The organism is Agrobacterium sp. A3-95, assembly GCF_053521785.1.
Map to the genome: position 1 here is coordinate 330,952 of NZ_JBNWDR010000006.1, position 19,357 is coordinate 350,308.

Genomic DNA, 19,357 nt, shown 5'->3' on the forward strand with positions numbered 1-19,357 from the left:
GCGGTGAGCAATCAATGTTTGAATCGCCGTGTATGTTCAACTAGAAAGTTAATTTATATTTAAGAATAAAATAACAAATTTACTATATAACAATTATGGCAGCGATCCAGCTGATATGCCCCGCGCGCGACCAGGACAATGAATGTCTTGCTCAGTCCCCCGCATTGAATCGAAGGGCACCCCCCTATGTCATTCCTTCAGCATGCCCGCATTCGTACGAAGATCCTTTCGCTCATAATCCCACTCTGTCTTGTCGGTATTGGCGGCGATATTCTCATCGCGAAAAACTACAGTTCGTCCGGCGAGACCTATACGGACTTCATTTCAAACGAGACCTCGGCCGAGATAAACATGGCGATTGCCAGCCAAAGGTTGGTCGCTGTCGTCTACGATGCCTACCAGGCTTTTGCCTACGACGCGGCTACTAATGGGTTCAAAGTAGCGCAGGACGATTACCAGCAAAGCACGAAGCGTTTTTTCGAACTTATCAACGATTCCAGAGGCCTACTTCCGAGCGAGGCAAGTAGTTTCGCCGCCTTTGAAACGGACGCGAAGGAAGTCTTCAGCATCACTGACAAGGCTATTGAAGCCGGGGCCGCGAACCGCGACACAGAGGCAAAGCAGCTTCTCGCCCAAGCCGATGAAAAGGTTGCCGTCGCCCTGCCGAAAATGCGCGGCTGGATCAACGCCTACTCCAGAAGCATAGCCGACAAAACGGCCGCGCTCGGCGTGGAAACGAGAAACACGATCTTTTACAGCCTTCTCGTCGTCGGCTCTGTTTTTGCCGTCGGCATTGTGCTGACGCTCGTTCTTATCTCACACGGCATTACGGGCCCAATCGCTGCCCTTCGCGAACGTATGTTGTCGCTCGCTGGAGGCCAGAGCGAGGCACCGGTTCATGGAACCGATCGGCGTGACGAAGTCGGAGAGATGGCCAAAGCCGTGGCTGTGTTCCGCGACAACGCTATCGAGCGGTTGCGGCTGGAACATGAGGCGGATAACAACCGGTCGCTATCTGATAAGGAGCGGCTTGAACGCGAGGCACAGAAAGCCCGTGAGGCTGCGGACACACAGTTCGCTGTCGATGGTTTGGCAACCGGCCTGGAGGAGCTGTCCCAGGGCAATGTCGCCTATCGCATCACCACTCCCTTCGTGACACAGCTTGATCGGCTGCGAGAGAATTTTAACGCTTCACTCGAAAAACTTGAGGACACGCTGCTTCAGGTCGGTCAGAACGCCCATGGGATCGACGCCGGTGCAAACGAAATTCGCGTTGCTGCAGACGATCTTTCGAAACGAACGGAACAGCAGGCTGCGTCTGTCGAAGAAACGGCCGCGGCGCTCGAAGAGATCACAACGGCGGTAAAGGACTCCGCCCGTCGTGCAGAAGAGGCTGGGGCTCTGGTGGGGCGCGCGCGTCAGGGAGCGGAACAATCGGGTGAGGTCGTTCGCAACGCTGTTGCAGCAATGCAGGCGATCGAAAGGTCCTCCATGGAGATCAGCAACATCATCGGCGTCATTGACGAGATTGCGTTCCAGACGAACCTTCTGGCATTGAATGCCGGTGTCGAGGCCGCTCGCGCGGGTGAAGCTGGAAAGGGCTTTGCAGTCGTCGCTCAGGAGGTACGCGAGTTGGCCCAACGCTCGGCTCTTGCCGCAAAGGAAATCAAGACACTCATACGCGGTTCGGGTGACCACGTGCAGGCCGGTGTCGATCTGGTGGGAGAGGCTGGCAGGTCGTTGGAGAACATCTCTTCGGAAGTTCAGGAAATCAACCGGCATGTTAGTGCGATCGTTGAAGCATCGCGAGAACAGTCAATCGGTCTCCAGGAGATCAACACCGCTGTAAACGCGATGGATCAGGGCACGCAGCAGAATGCCGCTATGGTCGAGCAATCCACCGCTGCCAGTCACAGTCTTGCAAAAGAAGCTGCGTCACTGACCGCCCAGCTTTCGCAATTCAATCTGACCAGGATGGCCTCGGTGCAGTCCACAGCACTCCGCACTTCAGCCCGTGCAATGGCCGCAGCGCCGCCGCTGCCATCTAACGACATTGTGGGCATACCAAGAGCACGCCGAGTTGCTGGATCTGGCGGTGGTACGCGAGGCAACTGGGAAGAATTCTGAAAATCCTGCTCCGGAGCATTTCGTGCTCCGGAGCAGCCCAGCGTTTTTCTAATGAGCGCCTATAGCCCCATATAACGGGCCCGGGGTCGAATCTGCTTGTCATCCAGCTTCTGCTTCAGTGGGTGACGGGCAACAGGAGATCGTCTTCATCGGTGCAGATCCCATGAACCAGGCGGCAATTCGGGCAGAGCGGGATAAATGCCTGATCGAGAACACCGGATACATTCCGGAGCGCTGGCAGGATATGCCTGATCCGTTCCCGGCGTAGCAAAAGCTGGCGGTATGGCGGCTGCAAATGCGGATCGGGCCATCCGCTAGTTTTGTGGGTGGCCCGCTTCTCACCATAGTCTTCCCGATCCCGACGCATGCCCTGCCCATTGTGGAGGCAGACCTAAATGCGCGGACTTACTCGGCAAGCGAATGCAGCGGGCTTCCCCGTATCTGGCGATAGTCCAAGCACCGATAATACTCTCGCGAGACAAGCCCCCTTGTATCGTCGAATTCGATCAGCCGGCAAACACTTTCGCGGGACGCACTCTTAGCTTCAGTGCTGGCACTCAACACCACCCTTAACGCTACGCCAACCATGTCGGCAATATGAGAGGCGACGTAAAGAATCTTATAAACACCACCCTGTAGGCTTTGACGTAAGGCAGGCAGAGCAATGCAGATCGATTTACAAACCCTTTGGTATTTGACCGTCGGAACGCTCCTGGTGTCAGCGTCGCTTCTCCTTTGGGAAAGGCAGGCTCATCCAGGTCGCGCACGCGTGCTCGGTATTCTGGCCGCGGCACTCTTCGCGTTCGTTCTCGGCTGCATGCTTGCAATGAACCGCAGCCACTTTCCGGTCGCGCTCGGCATGGGGGCGATCAACATCCTAATGATGTTGGGCTACCTTCTAGTCCTTAACGCCATCGCCGGCCTCGACGGTCAAAGGTATCTCTGGTCGTCCGTCGCGGCGCTAAGCTTCCTAGCCATCGCCTGGGCGATCGCTGGCACGCACTTCCCGGTCGCCTTCTGGAACCATGTCTCGTCTATCCCCATCGCGCTGACCTGCGGCCTGACAGCATGGACACTTCTGCGCAGCCGCACGGTCCAGCGGTTGCGCTCACGTCCGATCGCAGTATCGATCTCGGCGGTCCATGCCGTGTTCTACCTTGGCAGAGCGTTCATTGTCCCTGTTCTCCTTGAGCGGTACGGGCAAGATATAATCTCCATCGTCGGGAAGGCGACGATGTACGAGGCCGTCTTGTACTCGGTAGCGATGCCGATGTCCTTTCTGATGATTATTCGAGAGGAGGAAAAGCTCCACCTGCTCCGCATGTCACAAACCGATCAGTTGACCGGGCTTGCAAACCGTCACGCCTTTTTTGAGCAGGCATCTCGGATCCTCCGGGAGCGGCATGGTGACCCCGTCTCACTGCTCGCCTTCGACCTCGACCACTTCAAGGCGATCAACGACCGTCATGGACATCAAACCGGAGATAAGGTTTTGCAGCTGTTCGCCGAAACCGCCCGCGAAGAAGCGGGGCCCGACGCGCTTATTGTCCGGCTGGGCGGTGAGGAATTCGCTGCGCTTCTGCCACGGTGCGACCATTCCCAAGCTCTCAGTCGCGGCTTGGCGATCGCAAGCCGGTTCGCCAAAGCAGCCGCTCGGGCAGAGGGCTTGGAAATCCATGCCACCGTCAGTATCGGCCTTGCGGCACCTGACCGCCACGACCTCGCCGGGATGCTTGCAAGCGCCGATGGCGCGCTGTACCGGGCGAAAGCCCTTGGGCGGAATCGCGTCGAGACCGCAGGACCAAACGAATTGCTGCTGCACCCACAAGCCGATCCCTTGCGTCGTCAGTTGCGGGTAGTGGCGACGGGGGCGTCCTAATTCTGTCTAGCACATTTGGACAAGCACGCCTTGAAGGGAATCGAACCAAAGTCCACCGCCTCCGATACACTAAGATGCTGTAACTTTAATGCTCAGCGTGGAAAGGTTCGTTCGCGACACAAAGGTTCCATCATCGCTTTACGGCAACACATTTCACCTCAGCGAGGAGTCCCCGGTGCGCGAGCTCAGAGACACCTATCCGGGTCCACGCATAGGTTCCCTTCGGAAACACCTCGTTTTTGACTGTCCGGAACACGTCCATGTGCTTCGACATTTCGACGTGATAGCTTGTCATTTCCACGATGTCATCGAACATGCAATGAGCGGCTTCGAGGACAATCCGTAAATTGTCCCACATGGCTCTGAATTGCTCTAAAGGATCGTGAATAATCTTGAGATCCTTGGTCCGCCCAACTTGGCCGACAACGTAAATTGTGTCTCCGACTTTAACCGCGGGAGCATAGCCGGCTCGACTGACGATCTCCTGCATCTCGTCGGGTATAATGATCTCTCGATCCATAGTGGTCCTCGCAATCGTTGGTGGTTGCTAGCGGCACTGATACGAGCGTCGCGAATTTTCAAGCGCTGCTGGATGAAAAAGTTGAAACGGCCAGCGATGTCGGACAGTCCTTCACTTCGCCCGCCGGAGTGACTGACCGGCAAGGTCGAAAAGCGGGAACGTCATTGCCCTTACCCATGTGGCGAGAGATCGTGGATCGCGGCACTGGTGACGCGGTGATAGACCTTGCCGTCGAACATGGTCAGCAGGTGCTGTGTCTGTTCGCGCGACTGGAAGCGTGCGTCGCAGGCCATGGCGCGCTCGAGCGCGGCCTGATCCGGATAGGTGATGGCCAGAAGCAGGGGCATGGACGGCGCACCCTCGTCGCGTTCGAGCTCGCGGCAGACGGCAACGCTTACCGCGCCGTCAAATTTGGCCCATAGCGGCGTCAGCGTTTTCTCTACGAAACTGTAGAATTCGTCCTCCTTGCCGGCCTTGATCGTTCCAACGAATTCTGCGTAGCGGATCAGCATGTCATTCCTCCTCGTTAGGCCTTCGGGCCATCGTAAAACTTCATCAGGGCGGCATTATCCGCCGCACCGAGACCTGCGGAGACCATCAGCCGATGGATCTCCATGCAAAGCGATGTCATGGGCATTGCAGTGCCGGTGTGGATGGCTAGTGACTGCGCGGCTGAGAGATCCTTGACCATGTTGTCGATGCGGCCGGTCGGCGAGTAGTCGTTGCGCGCCATCTTACCCATGAACTCCTGCAGGATCGCACTGTCGGCGCGGCCGCCACTCAGCGCCGCGGGAATCCGCTGCGCATCCACACCGGAATCGATTGCCAGCTTGGTCGCCTCGGCCACGGCGACGAAATTGAGCGCGCACAGGACTTGATTGATAAGCTTGGTCGTCTGCCCCGCGCCGCTCGGGCCCATGAGAGTCAGGTTTTGGCACAGGTCATCGAGGATTGGCTTCGCCTCGGCAAAATCAACCGGGTCGCCCCCGACCATGACGGTGAGCTTACCCTCCAGCGCCTTCGGTGCGCCGCCCGAAAGCGGGCAATCCAGCCACTTCATACCGGACTCAAGGGCATCCGCGCAGAGCTGGCGTGTTGCGATCGGATCGATCGACGACATGTCGATGACCACGGTCCCCTGACGGGCTCCTTCTGCGACCCCTTTTTCGCCGAAGACGGCCTCTCGAACGATCCGCGCCGAGTTCAGGCTGAGAACAACGGCGTCGGCGCGAGCGGCCGCATCCGATGCCGACGTCGCCGGGGATGCGCCCTTGGCCTCAAGCTGCGCGAGCTTGGCCTGATCCAGGTCGAATGCGATCAAATCATGCCCTGCTGACAGAAGGCGCGAACCAATCGCATTTCCCATCACACCACAGCCGATGAGCGCGATTTTCCGTTTCGTGGACATAGCAATTCCTCTTCTGCCAAAGGCAGCCAATGTTTCGCGATAGAATGGACGGCTCGATCAGCCGACTTCAGACCGTAGGAAGGCCTGGAGCTCAGGTGTCTTCGGCGATGAAAAGAATTCGGAAGACGGGCCTTCCTCGTGGATCACTCCGTCCTTCATGAAGATCGTCCTGTTGGCGACCCGACGAGCGAAACCCATTTCATGGGTGACCAACAGCATCGTCATGCCCTGACGGCCGAGGCTTTCGATTACAGCAAGCACTTCGCCGGTCAGTTCCGGGTCGAGTGCGGATGTGACTTCATCGAACAGAAGGACCTTGGGATGCATGGCCAGTGATCGTGCGATGGCGATACGTTGCTGCTGTCCACCCGATAGCATATCGGGATAGGCATCGAAGCGATCTTCCAGGCCGACCAGTGCGAGACACCGCTTGGCTTCTTCACGGGCCGCAGCCTTAGCCTCGCCTCTTACCTGAATGGGCGCGAGCATGATGTTTTCGCCTGCCGTTAGGTGAGGGAACAGATTGTAGCTCTGAAAAACAATGCCGACGTCGCGCCGCAATTCGCGTAGCGCTCCAGGCTTTCGCGACATCCCATGACCCGCGATCTGAATCTCGCCGCTGTTGATCGTTTCCAAACCGTTGAGGCATCTCAGGAAGGTGCTTTTCCCAGACCCGCTTCGGCCGATCAGTGCGACCACCTCACCGCCCGCAACTGTCAGGGAAACGCCCTTCAGCACCTCCAGCGGCCCGAAGCTTTTCCGGATTTTGTTTGCGACTACTACGGTCATCTCAAATCTCCTGGTGGGAACGCGAGGTGCGACGAGACACCTCGCGAAGGGCCGCGCTTAAAAGGACGGTAGAGTTGGCATTGGGGTTTTCATCCACTTTTCGTAGATCGCGCCAAGCTCTCCACTCTGATTGTGAACGAACAGGACGGTATTCAACCAGTGCAGGAGATCCGGATCGCCGCGACGCATGCCGACGCCGTAGAAGCTCTGAAGATAGGTCACCTTTTCCTCGAACTTGCTATCGGGATAGCGCTGCTGGAGCTGAGCTGCGATGTAATTGACGGTCCCGATTGCGTCGACCTGCCCGGCAACGAGTGCGTTTAGCGTCGTGCTGTCGTCGTCAAAGCGAACCAGTTCCATACCGTCGATCTTAGCCGCAGAAAGGATCTTCTCATGCGCGGTTCCGCGAGGCACGCCGACGCGCTTGCCTTTCAAGTCTTCGAGGCTTTTGATCTCGGTACCCTGGGGGGCGATGATGACCGACTTGTGCCCGCCGTACGGATTGGAAAAAGCAACAGACAGGGCGCGTTCGGTATAGATGCCGAAGCTGGCAACAACGAAGTCGACCTTGCCGGTCTGAAGCGACGGGATGCGGCTCTGGCCGGTAACGGGCACAAGCTCGAGTTGGACGCCGAGATCCTTCGCGAGCAGCTTCGCAACATCGACGTCAAGGCCATCGGGTTGCATCTGCTCATTGGTCACTCCGAAGGGAGGAACGGATAGATCCACGCCAATCATGACCTTTTTGCGGGCGATGATGTCGTCGAGCGATGAGGCGGAAGCAGCGGTTGTTCCAAACGCGATTGCCAATCCGACAAGGGGCATGAGTAGAGATTTAAAGCGCATTTTAATCCTCACAGTTTTTGAGTTCCGGGTTTAGTGAAAACGACCTTCTGCGTGTCGTTAAGAATTTAGGCGCGCGATCCGCGTTTGGCGGCTCGATGCTCCAGCCAGAGGCTGATTTGTGTCAGCGGGAAGCAGACGATGAAATAGAGTGCGGCAACCGCCAGGAAGGATTTCAGCGGCTCGAACGTGGCATTGCTGACGAGTTGTCCGGCACGTGTGATCTCGATGAAGCCGATGATCGACGCAATCGACGTTTGTTTGATGATCTGCACCAGGAAGCCGACAGTCGAAGGCATTGCCAGCCGGACCGCTTGCGGCACAATGACGAAGCGGAGGACCTTCAGCGGGTGCATGGCGAGTGCCTCGGCACTTTCCCACTGTGCTTTGGGAATGGCGCGCAAGGCGCTTTCCCAGATGGCCCCGAGGAAGGCTGCCGAATTTATGGTCAAGGCGATTGCGGCCGCCGTGATCGCGCTAAGCTCGAAGCCGAAAAGCGACGGCGCGTAGTAGCAGATGAACATCAGGATCAGCAGCGGCAATCCCTGGATGAATTGCATGTAAGCCGATGTCAAAGTTCTCAGTGTCCGGCTGGTCGATATCCGCAGCAGGGCAAGTGCCGCCCCAAGTATCCCCCCGCCTAGGAAGGCGATTGCGGTCAGGGCCAGGGTCCATTGAAGGGCATAGACGATGAAGAGGAATTCGTTGGTACCGAATGTGCGCATATCATGCCCTCCCGAGGAGTTTACGGCGCGAACGTGTGAATATCAGCAGCCCTGCGGCGTTGAGGATGGCTCGGAAGACAAAGTTGAGGGTTACGTAGATCCCGGCGATTACCAGATAGACTTCCATCGTCCGGAACGTCTCGGAACTTGCGATCATCGCAGCCCCTGTCAGGTCCTCGACGCCGATCGCCGATACAAGGCTGGTCGATAGCATCAGTAGGACGCATTGCGAAACGACCGGCGTGAATACCTTCTCCAGTGCGGGCGGCAGGATCACGAACCGAAGTGTCTGGAGGTACGTCAGCCCGAGGCTTTCCGCGGCTTCGAACTGGCTCCGGTGAGTGGCCTGAATGCCGCCTCTAACGATCTCGGCAATATAGCCGCCATTGTTCAGGATGAGCGCGACCAGCACCGATGTCAGGGGAGAAAGCCGTAGCCCAAGGCTTGGCAGTGCGAAGAAGATCACGAAGATCTGCACCAGCAGCGGCGTATTGCGCATCAGTTCCACGTAACAGCGTACAAGCAGGCGCGGCACAAGTCCGGGAAGCGTGGAAACGACCGCGCAGAAGACGCCAAGGGCGAAGCCGCCGAATATGCCCACGAATGAAAGCAGCATGGTCAGCCAGAGACCGCTGAGAAACTGCGACAGATATGGGACCAACGATGCGAACTGGAATGTATATGCCATTTTGCCCTCGCGTATGGTGACAGTCCGTGCCCGGTTTTATTCGGCGCCCAAGGGACGGACGCGAATGTTCTTGCCCGCCTGTGCGATCGTATCGGGATGGCATAGATCGAGGGCTGCCGCGACGAGCCACCAGGTGTGGTCGGCCTGACGGATGATGAAGCACTCTGTACTGTGGCCGATCTGACCGAACTCCATTGCGTGACCCATGCAGATATGGCCGACCTCATCGGGCAGACCGACGGAAAGGCAGACATGCGCGCCGTAGGCCGAGTGGCGGAACGTGGGATCGCCATAGCGGTCGCCACGTTCTTCGGAGCGCTTCAGCATGACGGGATCGAATTCCCAGGTCTTGCCGATGTCGTGGCAAAGCCCGCCGGCCAGGAGAATGTCGCGATCAACCTTGGCTTCGGGATATGTGGCCTTGAACTCCTCGTAGATCGACAGTGCAAGCCGGGTCACGCCGCGCAGATGCGCGTCCTGCGTACCACGCTTGAGCGAAAAGATGTTTGGGCTTCCCTCGCCCTGGATGTCGGTGACGCGATCAAAAGATGAGCGCTCGAGAGCAAAAACCCAGGCGTCGATAACCTTCTCTCGAAGTTCGTCCGACTGGATATCTGCTATCTCAGGCAGATCTTCGAGAATATGCTCACGCGAAATCGTTTTGTACATTTTTTGATCACCTGAATAAACTGCTTATTGAGCGAGCTTAAGGTTGAATGAATTCAAAATCCAATTAGGATATTGGCAGGTATCGATCGAATTTTTCTATGGAAGAAAATGGCTCTCAGTTTCTCGGCAGTCGAAGCCTTTTATTGGGCCTCTCAGTTGCGCAGCTTCAACGCCGCGGCAGAGAAGCTGAGCATCACGCAGCCGACTGTTTCGTATCGGATCAAGGAGTTGGAGGAACAACTCGGTGTTCCGCTTTTCATTCGGCAAAAACGGCAGCTGCAGCTGACCAGCGAGGGTGAAGCACTCAAGCACTACGCCGAGGCGATGATCGGCATTGCCAGAGATATCGAATCTAATATCAAGACACGCAATACGCGCCTGCCGACGCTCAGAGTGGGTGTGATGGATAGTTTCGCCGCAGTCTGCCTCCCGGCACTGCTGGACGAACTGGATGGACGCTTTGCTGAAAGCCGCATTGCAGCTACCGTCGACACGAGCCATAGCCTCGCCCGACAGCTTTCCGAAGGACTTCTCGATATCGCCGTTCTGTCGACGCCACCTGAGCACGACAACGTTGCGCTGGAACTCCTCGGCCGTCAGACGGTGGAATGGTTTGCCAGCCCCAAACTTGAAATGCCACGCGAATTCGTTTCGGACGCGATGCTCCTGCGACAACGGATATTCTCGACACCCGCGCCATCCAATCTCCACACCCTGACAACGACTGCTCTCAGCGGTAACCGCGAGCTCGGTCTCCGCCTCAATGTATGCAACAGTCTTGGAGCCATCCTCAATCTGGTCGAAGCGGGCACGGGTATCAGCATACTCCCAGGCAGACTACTTCATACGCAGCTGAAAGCGGGCACGGTGCATTCGCTGCGGACCCACTCCCGCCTACCGATGCAAGACGTGTTTATCGGGACCAACAAGGGCGCGGTGGTCAGGGCGTTGCCCCAAGTGGCCCAGATGATCCGCAAGGTGAGCGTGGACGTCGCTTTCTGCGGCTGAACAACTGCGCGGTCGCGTCACGCTTCCTGAATACCCTCCAACCCGGCCGCGACCTCTTTTGCCAGTGCGACAAAGGTCTTGGCCGCGGTACTTCGGTAGCCGTGCCGGCGCTGCATCAGTACGGCGGTACGCTGGAGGCGCACCGGATCGAGGGCAATAGCCTTCAGATCCTGATGCGCGAAGGCGATTGTTGCGGGAAGGAGTGTAGAGAGACTTGTCCGGCGTACAATTTCGACCACTGCGCTTATGGAGTTGACCTCTATCTGAACACGCGGCTGAATGCTGTGCTGACGGCAGAATCGGTCGATCTGATCTCGCGTCGCAAACTCAGCACTCAACAGCACCAGTGACTCCGCGCTCAGCGCATCAAGTCCAACGGATCTTTCACTTGCCAGAGGGTGCCCGGCTCTGACGACTAGGGCGAGGGTTTCCACCAGGAGGGAGTCGAGGTCGAGATCTGCTGTCGGCGTGCCGGAAAAGGCGATCCCCACATCGATCTCGTCAGACAGGAGTAGATTCTCCATGTGCTCCTGGGAAATCTCTCGCAGATTGAGGGAGATACTCGGGTAGCGGCTGTGAAACGCCTCGACCAAGGGACCCACCAGATAGGTCGTGAAGGTCGGCGTCACCGCCACCCTCAGCGAACCACGGCTGAGGTCGTCGACGTCGTGGAGGGCGCGCTTGGCTTCAAGGAACTCCTGCGAAGCGCGGCGCACGTATTGCAGATAAACCTCCCCGGAGTCCGTCAATCGTGTCGTACGACCCGTTCTGTCGAACAGCTGCACACCCAGGCTATCCTCCAACAACCTGACCTGCTGCGAAAGCGCCGGCTGGGAGACATGCAAGGCCTCCGCAGCCCGCGTGAAGCTCTCTTGCTCCGCCACTGCGAGAAAGTAACGAACCTGTCGAGAGAGCATATTAAGACCTATAAGATTATCTAATCCAGCGCATAATAAACGAGACTTTTACATTATGCCACGCTCTCCGTAGTTTCATCCTCGACAGATCGCGAAACGGAGATTGCAGCGATGAAAGACATTATTGACGGCTTTCTGAAATTTCAGCGGGAAGCCTTCCCTGAGCGGGTCAAGCTGTTCAAGGACTTGGCAAATCAGCAGAATCCGCGGGCTCTGTTCATTTCCTGCTCGGACAGCCGCCTGGTGCCTGAACTGGTTACACAGCGCGAGCCGGGCGACCTCTTCGTCATCCGAAACGCCGGTAACATCGTTCCGTCTTACGGCCCCGAGCCGGGCGGCGTTTCTGCCTCCGTCGAATATGCGGTCGCGGCACTAAAGGTCTCTGACATTGTGATCTGCGGTCACTCCGATTGCGGTGCAATGACGGCCATCGCGACATGCAAATGCCTGGACCACATGCCTGCTGTGGGCAGCTGGTTGCGCTACGCGGACTCAGCCCGTGTGGTGAACGAGGCCCGGCAGCACAAGGACGAGCCTGCCAAGGTCGCATCCATGGTGCGTGAAAATGTCATCGCCCAGCTCGCCAATATCCAGACCCACCCGTCGGTGCGCCTGGCTCTCGAAGAGGGGCGCTTAGCCTTGCATGGCTGGATTTACGACATCGCGAGCGGCCTTATCGAAGCTTTCGATGGCAGCAAGGGCGCCTTCGTTTCCCTTGCGGACAATCCCGAAGTCCAGGCCATCAAATATCAGGCCAGGCGCGCTGCCTGAGCCCCAATCCCAACCAAGGAGATAATACCAATGTTGCAGTCTCAAGCCACGCAGGCCGCTCGCCAAGACCTGACGGACGTCATCCTCGCATCGAAACTCAAGAAGGACCTGAGCTACGCCCAGATCACTGAAGGCACCGGTCTGTCGGAGGCCTTCGTCACCGCAGCCCTGCTCGGCCAGCATCCTCTCCCAGCGGACGCCGCCAAGGCCGTGGGCAAGACGCTCGATCTCGACGACGCCGCCGTTGCCCTGCTTCAGACGGTTCCGATCCGCGGCAGCATCGGTAATGGTTTGCCGACCGATCCGACCATCTACCGCTTCTACGAGATCGTGCAGGTCTATGGGACCACGCTGAAGGCTCTGGTCCATGAGAAATTCGGCGACGGCATTATCAGCGCCATCAACTTCAAGCTGAGCATCGAGAAGGTTGAAGATCCAGAAGGCGGCTCCCGAGCAGTCATTACGCTCGACGGCAAATACCTTCCTACAAAGCCGTTTTGACGATGCTGATAGCCACCGCAACGCCTTGCGCGCTCGGGCTACCTCTTTCCGGTCGCGGGGCCACGCCTCGCACCTGACACGGCCGCAACCACGGGCGCCGCCGTGAATTGCCCCCGGGTTGTGACCCGAGTTGATGTGCAGACAGCTCGGATCCTCTGGGGGCTTGCGGTATCAACCCGCTTGATTGCCTAAGGCACGCATAAGCGCACCCTGTCTGTATCAATCGGTGCAGCCCAATAGATTGATAGGTACATTCGCATGAAACGCCGCACTTTCATCACAGCCCTGCCCGCCGTTGCCCTCGTAGGTTCGGCACTTGCCGAAACCAGTCGAATCATGAAAGCTGCGACAGTGACACGCCCTCCGGTACCGCCCTTCACCCACGAAACCGCCATCGAAAAGGTCCGCCTGGCCGAGGACGGCTGGAACTCGCGGGATGCAGCGAAGGTCGCCTTGGCTTACTCGGTCGACACCCGCTGGCGTGACCGCGTCGAATTCGCTTCCAACCGGCAGGAAGCCCAGGCTTTCCTGGCCCGCAAATGGAATAAGGAACACGAATACCGGCTCATCAAGGAGCTTTGGGCCTTCACCGGCAACCGCGTCGCCGTTCGTTATGCCTATGAATATTGCGACGACAGCGGTCAGTGGTTCCGGGCCTATGGCAACGAGAACTGGCTTTTTGCCGCAGACGGTCTGATGTCGCACCGCCACTCTAGCATCAACGAGATGCCGATCGCCGAGGCGGATCGTAGGTTCCGTTGGGAGCTGGGCCGCCGTCCAGACGCCCATCCATCGCTGAGCGATCTCGGCCTCTAAATCGCTCTATCAATGACGTTTGACCCCGCCGGCACAGTCCTCAGCGCTGGCGCGTTCATTTTTAAGATCGGGCGTCATTCCAGCCGGGTTGCGCTTGTCGTAACACTACAGTTCGAAATAGCCCCAGGTCTGGTGCTGCATCAATGTCGCGCATCGCCACGGTAAACATTTGGAGTTGCACCGGTCAATCGGCCGAATATTTTTCGGAATGCTGCGGGATCGGAGTATCCGACCGCCCAGGCAATGGTCTCGATGGAACCATTTGTCGTTTCCAGTAACTGTCGCGCTTTCATGATGCGAACGTTCTGCAGATATTCGGTCAGTTTCAGCCGTGTCGCTCGGAAAAAGCGGCGCTGAAGTGTCCGTTCTGAAAGACGCACGTTCTCCGCCAACTCACCGATCGATTTTTGCAGCTCAGGCGTGGCATGAAACTGGTGCTGAACCTGCAGGACCTCCTTATCGCCATGATCGAAACGGGGAAGAAAAGCCTTGTACTGGCTCTGACTGCGACGCGGCGGATCAACGACAAGAAAGCGTGCTGTCTCAAGCATCACGGCCTGCCCGAGCAGCTTCTCGACAAGGAGCAGACCAAGATCAGCCCAGGCCAGAATTCCGCCAGCGGTGATGATATCGCCATCATCGATGATCATATTATCGGGTGAGACGTCGATATTGGGAAACTGTTCAGCAAGCCTGTCTGCAAAAGCCCAGTGGGTCGTGGCACGTCGGCCGTCGATGAGCCCGGTCTCAGCAAGGACAAACGCCCCGGCACAAATCGAACAGACGGTAACACCGCGCGCATGCTGGGCCGCGAGCCATTGCGAAGCCGGGCTCATGCTTTGCATCTTCTCAGGCATGATGATGCTAGGCGGCGCGATGACGTAGCTCAACGCGTGTGGGAGGCTAGGGCTTGAATCCCATATGCAGGATACGTCACCACCCTCCATCTTCCAGTGACTGACCCGAATGTTGCGATAAGTTGTCGGCGCCTGCAGATTTGTAGACCAGTCGTTGGCCACGCGAAACAGATCGGTCAGTCCATAGACGGCAGCCAGCTGACAATCCGGATAAACCAGTAAGCCCACCTCAATGAAATCAGGCGCTTTGGTATTTGCCACTTTTGCCTCGGATAAAGTCATTTCCGCCACGTGTTTCCGCCAGATAATGGCGCTAAGTTCTCTTTGTCAAATACGGAATTCGCAAACACAGCGCGACAGGAGAAATACAATGGCATCCGACACAGATCGGTTTTTCGTGTCGAGACGCAGCGTACTAATCGGAAGCATCGCACTTGCCAGCGTGAGCATCCCGGCGCTCGCCTTCTCACAAACCTCTTCCACAAACAGTTCATCACAAGGAGATATCGACATGGGCTTCGTAACAACTAAAGACGGCACTGAAATCTTTTACAAGGACTGGGGCCCGAAGGATGCCCAGCCGATCGTCTTCCATCACGGCTGGCCCCTGTCGTCGGACGATTGGGACGCGCAGATGCTGTTCTTCCTCGCCAACGGTTACCGGGTCGTTGCCCATGATCGCCGTGGCCACGGACGCTCTGCCCAGGTTTCCGAAGGGCATGATATGGACCACTATGCCGCCGACGCTTTCGCTGTCGTCGAAGCGCTGGATCTGAAAAATGCCGTGCATATCGGCCATTCCACCGGCGGTGGCGAAGTGGCGCGCTATGTGGCGAAGTTTGGTCAGCCGGCCGGTCGTGTCGCCAAGGCCGTTCTGGTATCGGCAGTCCCACCGCTGATGGTCAAGACCGCCGCCAACCCGGAAGGCCTGCCGATCGAGGTTTTCGACGGCTTCCGTTCAGCGCTTGCCGCCAACCGCGCACAGTTCTTCCGTGACGTTCCAGCTGGCCCGTTCTACGGCTTCAACCGGGATGGCGCCAAGGTGCAGGAAGGCGTGATCCAGAACTGGTGGCGCCAGGGCATGATGGGCGGCGCAAAGGCTCATTATGACGGCATCAAGGCCTTCTCCGAAACCGATCAGACGGAAGACCTGAAGGCGATCACCGTCCCGACGCTCGTCCTGCACGGCGAGGACGACCAGATCGTGCCGATTGCTGATGCCGCCAGGAAGTCGATTAAGCTTCTGAAGAACGGCCAGATCAAGACCTATCCCGGCTTCTCTCACGGTATGCTCACCGTCAACGCCGACGTCCTGAACGCCGATCTGCTGGCCTTCATCAAGGGCTGACCCCGATACGGCGCGAATGATCCGCGCCGCGGCTGTCTCGGCCAATGAAACCGAAGGGCGGCGCTTTCGCCCCTCTTCGGCGACCGCAACCTGGCGAATCGCGCCGCACGCTCAAGCGATTCGCCAGCTCCGTCATAGTCAATTCATTTTCAGGAAAATCGGCCAAATTGCGTGCTGCCGCTGCGCTGAGAGGTCCGACAGGACTGGGCAGCGACGGGGTCAGGGACATCTCCGCCGGCGCCCCCACCGTGCTGGCAGATGTGTTCGCGCTCTATATCAAGACCAAGAATTTTCACTGGCATATGTCCAGATCGGATTTCCGCGATTGCCATCTGCTACTCGAAGAGCACGGCGACGAACTGTTTGCGATGACCGATCCGCTCGCCGAACGGGTCCGCAAGGTTGGCGGCGACACGCTGCGGTCGATCGGCGACATCTCGCGCAAGCAACAATGATGCCGACTGCGTGCATCCACATGGAATGCTCGCCGAACTGCGCGACGACAATGGCAGCCTTGTCGCAAGCATGCGCTCGCTGCATGACGTCTGCGATGAGTGTGGCGACGTCGCGACCGCCAGTCTGATCGAGAACTGGATCGACGAAACCGAGAAGCGTGTCTGGTTCCCGTTCGAGATTCTGCGCGACACTAACGGCCAATGATTTGACCGAGGGTGCCCTGAATTCCGCTCCCCGCCCCTTGGGATCGCGGCGGCGGCGGAGCAAACCCGCATCTGGCTAATGGCGAATTGCTAATGGCAAGGACGCCAACTGCCATCAGGATTTGATGCGAACCCAACGCGGGCAGGTCGATCGAGCGTCAAGGGAAACGGCGGATGGCCGATTGAAGCCAGACCCAGGTCGTCAGGGCAACCTTGGCGGCAATAGCGATCCTACCCAGCCGGAGCGGAAATTGTTCGCGGCCCGACTAGGCGTCGTCGAACATCCCCGTCGGTAGGCCATCCATGCTGTATGTGTTCTTTTCCCGACGATAGATTTCGATACCATCACGGCCTTTTGCATCGGTCCATTGGTCAAGGCTTGGCCGCTCGGCCTTGTAGTCGAAAAGAGGGACGCCGAAGCCGCAAGAGGTTTGGACCAGGTCGATGTCCAGTAGAATGACCTGCCGGGCTCCTGAGGGCTCCGAACCGTTGTAGTGAGTGGTCAAGATATTTTCGTATTCGGGGCTGTCGCGGCGGATGGAGCGTCCGCGACCGTAAAGGCGCAAGATCATTGGCGGCCCTTCGACGGCACAAAACATGATCGTCAGCCGACCATCCGCGCGCAAATGCGCGGCGGTTTCGTTTCCACTCCCGGTCCTGTCCAGATAGACCACCGTATTTGCATCCACTACCCGCAGGCAGCCGGTCTCTCGCGGCGACACATTCACCCGGGAATGGCCGGTGGCCGAGGCGGTAAAGAAGATGTGCTGCCGACCGATAAAGTCCTGGAGACGAGCGTCGATGCTCTCGAATTGCTTTGCCACGGCCGATGCGTCCTTTTTGCTAACAAATATAGGAGATAGTCATTTAGTCGGCAGGAGATCATGCCTCCTCCGGTTCATCCAGAGTTCCTCATAAAGCTCACAGAAGCGAGAGACCAGAGACGTTCCAAATGAAGGGGCCAACTTCAGGTGCAACATACGGCACCCCTTCGACGCTTACAGTCGTGGGTATATCGATGATGCGGCAGGCCCAGGTCCAAACAGAGCACCCGTCATCACGAAGAACGCGATGAGGGCCGACCGCGGCTATCGCAACCAGAAACACTGCGACGATCTTGCTACCAGTTTGCAGCAATGCTCGCGTCGTTACCGAGCGGGATCGATAGGATCACAGACCATCTCATACCACCGGCAGCCTCTGCGCTAACTCTCGGATCAGAACGCGCTCGTTCTCGGAGTAGTCGATTGGGACTTCGACAAGATGTACGCCGCCGCCCTTGAACGCATTATCCAAGGTCGTTTCCAGATCTTCGATGCGCTCGACGCGTGTGCCCTTTGCACCATAGGCCTCGGCGTATTTCACAAAATCGGGGTTGCCGAAGCTCATCCCGAAGTCGGTGAGCCTGTCGATCGCCTGCTTCCAGCGGATCATACCGTATGCATTGTCCTTGATCAGGAGGATGACAAGGTTGAGCCGCAGACGCACCGCGGTCTCGAGCTCTTGACTGTTCATCATGAAGCCGCCATCCCCACAGATAGCCATGACGTGCCGGGTCGGGTAAAGCATGGAGGCCATCATTGCGGAAGGTAAACCCGCCCCCATCGTCGCCAGGGCATTGTCGAGAAGCAGCGTATTCGCGACATGGGTCCGGTAATTGCGAGCGAACCAGATCTTGTACATGCCGTTGTCGAGCGCAAGGATCCCATCGGCTGGCATAACGGCGCGAACATCGTGGACTATCCGTTGCGGAGTGAAGCGAGCTTCAAGCTCTCGTTCGGCAATGCGTGCGAGGATCCCTTGCCTGAGATAGATCAGCGCTTTTGCGTTCGGAAGCCTGCCTTCGAGGCGGTCCGCCAGGAGCTTGAGGGTGGGGCCGATATCCCCGATCACCTCAGCCTGCGGGAAATAGACCTGCTCGACAGTGGCGGGCTGGTAGCCGACATGAACGACCTTGGCTCCGTGAACGTTCATGATGAAGGGAGGCTTCTCGATCGTGTCGTGCCCGATCGTGATGATGAGATCAGCCCGTTCGATGGCCTCGTGGACGTAGTCCCGTTCGGAAAGAGCGGCGGTGCCCAGATAAAGCTCCATACCGCCGGGAACGGTTCCCTTGCCCATCTGTGTCGTAAAATATGGTATCCCTGTGCGGATCACAAAATTTGCAAGATCAGCCGTCGATCGCGGACGCGAGGCTGCCGCACCGAGCATGATCAAGGGCCGTTCCGCAGCGCCGATCATTGCCGCGGCCCGATCTATCGCCTCGCCGCTCGCAACTGGAAGATCGAGAGCGTGTGGAGGAACCATGATGATCTCTCCGCCATCTGCCGCGGCGATATCCTCGGGCAATTCGAGATGAACTGGACCGGGGCGCTCTTCCTGCGCCACCCGAAAGGCCTCACGAACCAGGGTTGGAACCATCCTGGGCGAGATGATCTGACGCGTGAGCTTTGTCAGCGGCTTCATACTAGCGACGACGTCGACGACCTGAAAACGTGCCTGCCGGGAAGACATAACGCCTTTTTGCCCCGTAATGAGGATCAACGGCATCCCACCAAGAAGGGCGTACGCCGCGCCGGAGGATAAGTTCAACGCGCCTGGCCCGAGCGTCGTAATACAGACGCCCGGCTTTCCTGTCAGCCGGCCATAGGTTGCCGCCATAAAGGCCGCCGCTTGCTCATGACGAGTGACGACCAACTGGATCGAGGATTTCCGCAGGGCTTCGACCACGAAAAGATTTTCCTCCCCGGGGATGCCAAAAATTTTTTCTACGCCCTCATTCTCAAGGGCCCTAACGAGCAGTTCAGCGCCAGTCATGGCCAATCTCCAAAA

At 57.9% G+C, this 19,357-nt stretch carries 19 protein-coding genes and 1 pseudogene; 8 read left to right on the forward strand and 12 right to left on the reverse strand.

The window, feature by feature from the left end; translation table 11 throughout:
* Positions 1 to 186: 186 nt before the first annotated feature.
* Both ACQZ5Y_RS17805 and ACQZ5Y_RS17810 read left to right on the forward strand, forming a co-directional pair.
* Positions 187 to 2,127, forward strand: a complete 1,941-nt coding sequence (locus tag ACQZ5Y_RS17805; RefSeq protein WP_174051321.1) for a methyl-accepting chemotaxis protein — start codon at positions 187 to 189, stop codon at positions 2,125 to 2,127.
* A 664-nt stretch (positions 2,128 to 2,791) separates the two neighbouring features.
* The gene (locus ACQZ5Y_RS17810; protein WP_174051319.1) at positions 2,792 to 4,006 is read left to right on the forward strand and encodes a GGDEF domain-containing protein; all 1,215 of its coding nucleotides are present in this window, start codon (positions 2,792 to 2,794) and stop codon (positions 4,004 to 4,006) included.
* 130 nt (positions 4,007 to 4,136) lie between these two features.
* On the opposite strand, the gene ACQZ5Y_RS17815 is transcribed toward ACQZ5Y_RS17810, so the two are convergent.
* From ACQZ5Y_RS17815 to ACQZ5Y_RS17850, 8 genes are all read right to left on the reverse strand, one after another.
* Positions 4,137 to 4,526: a RidA family protein gene (locus ACQZ5Y_RS17815; protein WP_174051317.1), complete on the reverse strand. Its 390-nt coding sequence runs from the start codon at positions 4,524 to 4,526 to the stop codon at positions 4,137 to 4,139.
* A 170-nt stretch (positions 4,527 to 4,696) separates the two neighbouring features.
* Positions 4,697 to 5,038, reverse strand: coding sequence for a hypothetical protein (locus ACQZ5Y_RS17820; RefSeq protein WP_174051315.1), 342 nt, complete (start codon positions 5,036 to 5,038; stop codon positions 4,697 to 4,699).
* Between the two features lie 14 nt (positions 5,039 to 5,052).
* A complete protein-coding gene (locus ACQZ5Y_RS17825; protein ID WP_142851344.1) occupies positions 5,053 to 5,934 on the reverse strand; it encodes an NAD(P)-dependent oxidoreductase in 882 nt (293 codons plus the stop codon).
* A gap of 57 nt (positions 5,935 to 5,991) precedes the next feature.
* Positions 5,992 to 6,723, reverse strand: a complete 732-nt coding sequence (locus ACQZ5Y_RS17830; RefSeq protein ID WP_174051313.1) for an amino acid ABC transporter ATP-binding protein — start codon at positions 6,721 to 6,723, stop codon at positions 5,992 to 5,994.
* 57 nt (positions 6,724 to 6,780) lie between these two features.
* Positions 6,781 to 7,569 carry a transporter substrate-binding domain-containing protein gene (locus tag ACQZ5Y_RS17835; RefSeq protein ID WP_236763187.1) on the reverse strand — a complete coding sequence of 263 codons (789 nt, stop codon included), beginning with the start codon at positions 7,567 to 7,569 and terminating at the stop codon, positions 6,781 to 6,783.
* Between the two features lie 65 nt (positions 7,570 to 7,634).
* Positions 7,635 to 8,291 carry an amino acid ABC transporter permease gene (locus tag ACQZ5Y_RS17840; protein WP_174051311.1) on the reverse strand — a complete coding sequence of 219 codons (657 nt, stop codon included), beginning with the start codon at positions 8,289 to 8,291 and terminating at the stop codon, positions 7,635 to 7,637.
* Between the two features lies 1 nt (position 8,292).
* Positions 8,293 to 8,979, reverse strand: a complete 687-nt coding sequence (locus tag ACQZ5Y_RS17845; protein WP_174051310.1) for an amino acid ABC transporter permease — start codon at positions 8,977 to 8,979, stop codon at positions 8,293 to 8,295.
* 36 nt (positions 8,980 to 9,015) lie between these two features.
* Complete coding sequence (locus ACQZ5Y_RS17850) at positions 9,016 to 9,648, reverse strand: HD domain-containing protein (protein ID WP_035201052.1); 633 nt, start codon at positions 9,646 to 9,648, stop codon at positions 9,016 to 9,018.
* Between the two features lie 72 nt (positions 9,649 to 9,720).
* Here ACQZ5Y_RS17850 and ACQZ5Y_RS17855 point away from each other — a divergent pair, with 72 nt between their 5' ends.
* Positions 9,721 to 10,656 carry a LysR family transcriptional regulator gene (locus ACQZ5Y_RS17855; protein ID WP_448781990.1) on the forward strand — a complete coding sequence of 312 codons (936 nt, stop codon included), beginning with the start codon at positions 9,721 to 9,723 and terminating at the stop codon, positions 10,654 to 10,656.
* Between the two features lie 17 nt (positions 10,657 to 10,673).
* Here the strand turns inward: ACQZ5Y_RS17855 and cynR are convergent, their stop codons facing one another.
* Positions 10,674 to 11,573: a transcriptional regulator CynR gene (cynR, locus tag ACQZ5Y_RS17860; RefSeq protein WP_174051308.1), complete on the reverse strand. Its 900-nt coding sequence runs from the start codon at positions 11,571 to 11,573 to the stop codon at positions 10,674 to 10,676.
* Positions 11,574 to 11,684: 111 nt separating this feature from the next.
* Between cynR and ACQZ5Y_RS17865 the strand changes: the two genes are divergently transcribed.
* The 3 genes from ACQZ5Y_RS17865 to ACQZ5Y_RS17875 all read left to right on the forward strand — a co-directional run bounded on the left by ACQZ5Y_RS17865 (position 11,685) and on the right by ACQZ5Y_RS17875 (position 13,661).
* Positions 11,685 to 12,344: a carbonic anhydrase gene (locus ACQZ5Y_RS17865; protein ID WP_174051306.1), complete on the forward strand. Its 660-nt coding sequence runs from the start codon at positions 11,685 to 11,687 to the stop codon at positions 12,342 to 12,344.
* A gap of 30 nt (positions 12,345 to 12,374) precedes the next feature.
* Positions 12,375 to 12,845 carry a cyanase gene (gene cynS, locus ACQZ5Y_RS17870; protein WP_111800966.1) on the forward strand — a complete coding sequence of 157 codons (471 nt, stop codon included), beginning with the start codon at positions 12,375 to 12,377 and terminating at the stop codon, positions 12,843 to 12,845.
* A gap of 351 nt (positions 12,846 to 13,196) precedes the next feature.
* On the forward strand, positions 13,197 to 13,661 hold the full coding sequence (locus tag ACQZ5Y_RS17875) for a DUF1348 family protein (protein ID WP_174051371.1): 465 nt from the start codon (positions 13,197 to 13,199) through the stop codon (positions 13,659 to 13,661).
* Positions 13,662 to 13,801: 140 nt separating this feature from the next.
* Here ACQZ5Y_RS17875 and ACQZ5Y_RS17880 read toward each other — a convergent pair whose 3' ends face one another.
* Complete coding sequence (locus ACQZ5Y_RS17880) at positions 13,802 to 14,800, reverse strand: GlxA family transcriptional regulator (protein WP_174051369.1); 999 nt, start codon at positions 14,798 to 14,800, stop codon at positions 13,802 to 13,804.
* 229 nt (positions 14,801 to 15,029) lie between these two features.
* Here ACQZ5Y_RS17880 and ACQZ5Y_RS17885 point away from each other — a divergent pair, with 229 nt between their 5' ends.
* Together ACQZ5Y_RS17885 and ACQZ5Y_RS17890 are read left to right on the forward strand one after the other, a co-directional pair.
* Positions 15,030 to 15,866, forward strand: coding sequence for an alpha/beta fold hydrolase (locus ACQZ5Y_RS17885; RefSeq protein WP_035201510.1), 837 nt, complete (start codon positions 15,030 to 15,032; stop codon positions 15,864 to 15,866).
* A gap of 44 nt (positions 15,867 to 15,910) precedes the next feature.
* Positions 15,911 to 16,526 (forward strand): annotated as a pseudogene (locus tag ACQZ5Y_RS17890) (Dps family protein).
* Between the two features lie 265 nt (positions 16,527 to 16,791).
* Here ACQZ5Y_RS17890 and ACQZ5Y_RS17895 read toward each other — a convergent pair.
* The gene (locus ACQZ5Y_RS17895; protein ID WP_035201057.1) at positions 16,792 to 17,349 is read right to left on the reverse strand and encodes a pyridoxamine 5'-phosphate oxidase family protein; all 558 of its coding nucleotides are present in this window, start codon (positions 17,347 to 17,349) and stop codon (positions 16,792 to 16,794) included.
* 358 nt (positions 17,350 to 17,707) lie between these two features.
* Complete coding sequence (locus tag ACQZ5Y_RS17900) at positions 17,708 to 19,342, reverse strand: acetolactate synthase large subunit (protein ID WP_174051304.1); 1,635 nt, start codon at positions 19,340 to 19,342, stop codon at positions 17,708 to 17,710.
* Positions 19,343 to 19,357: the final 15 nt, after the last annotated feature.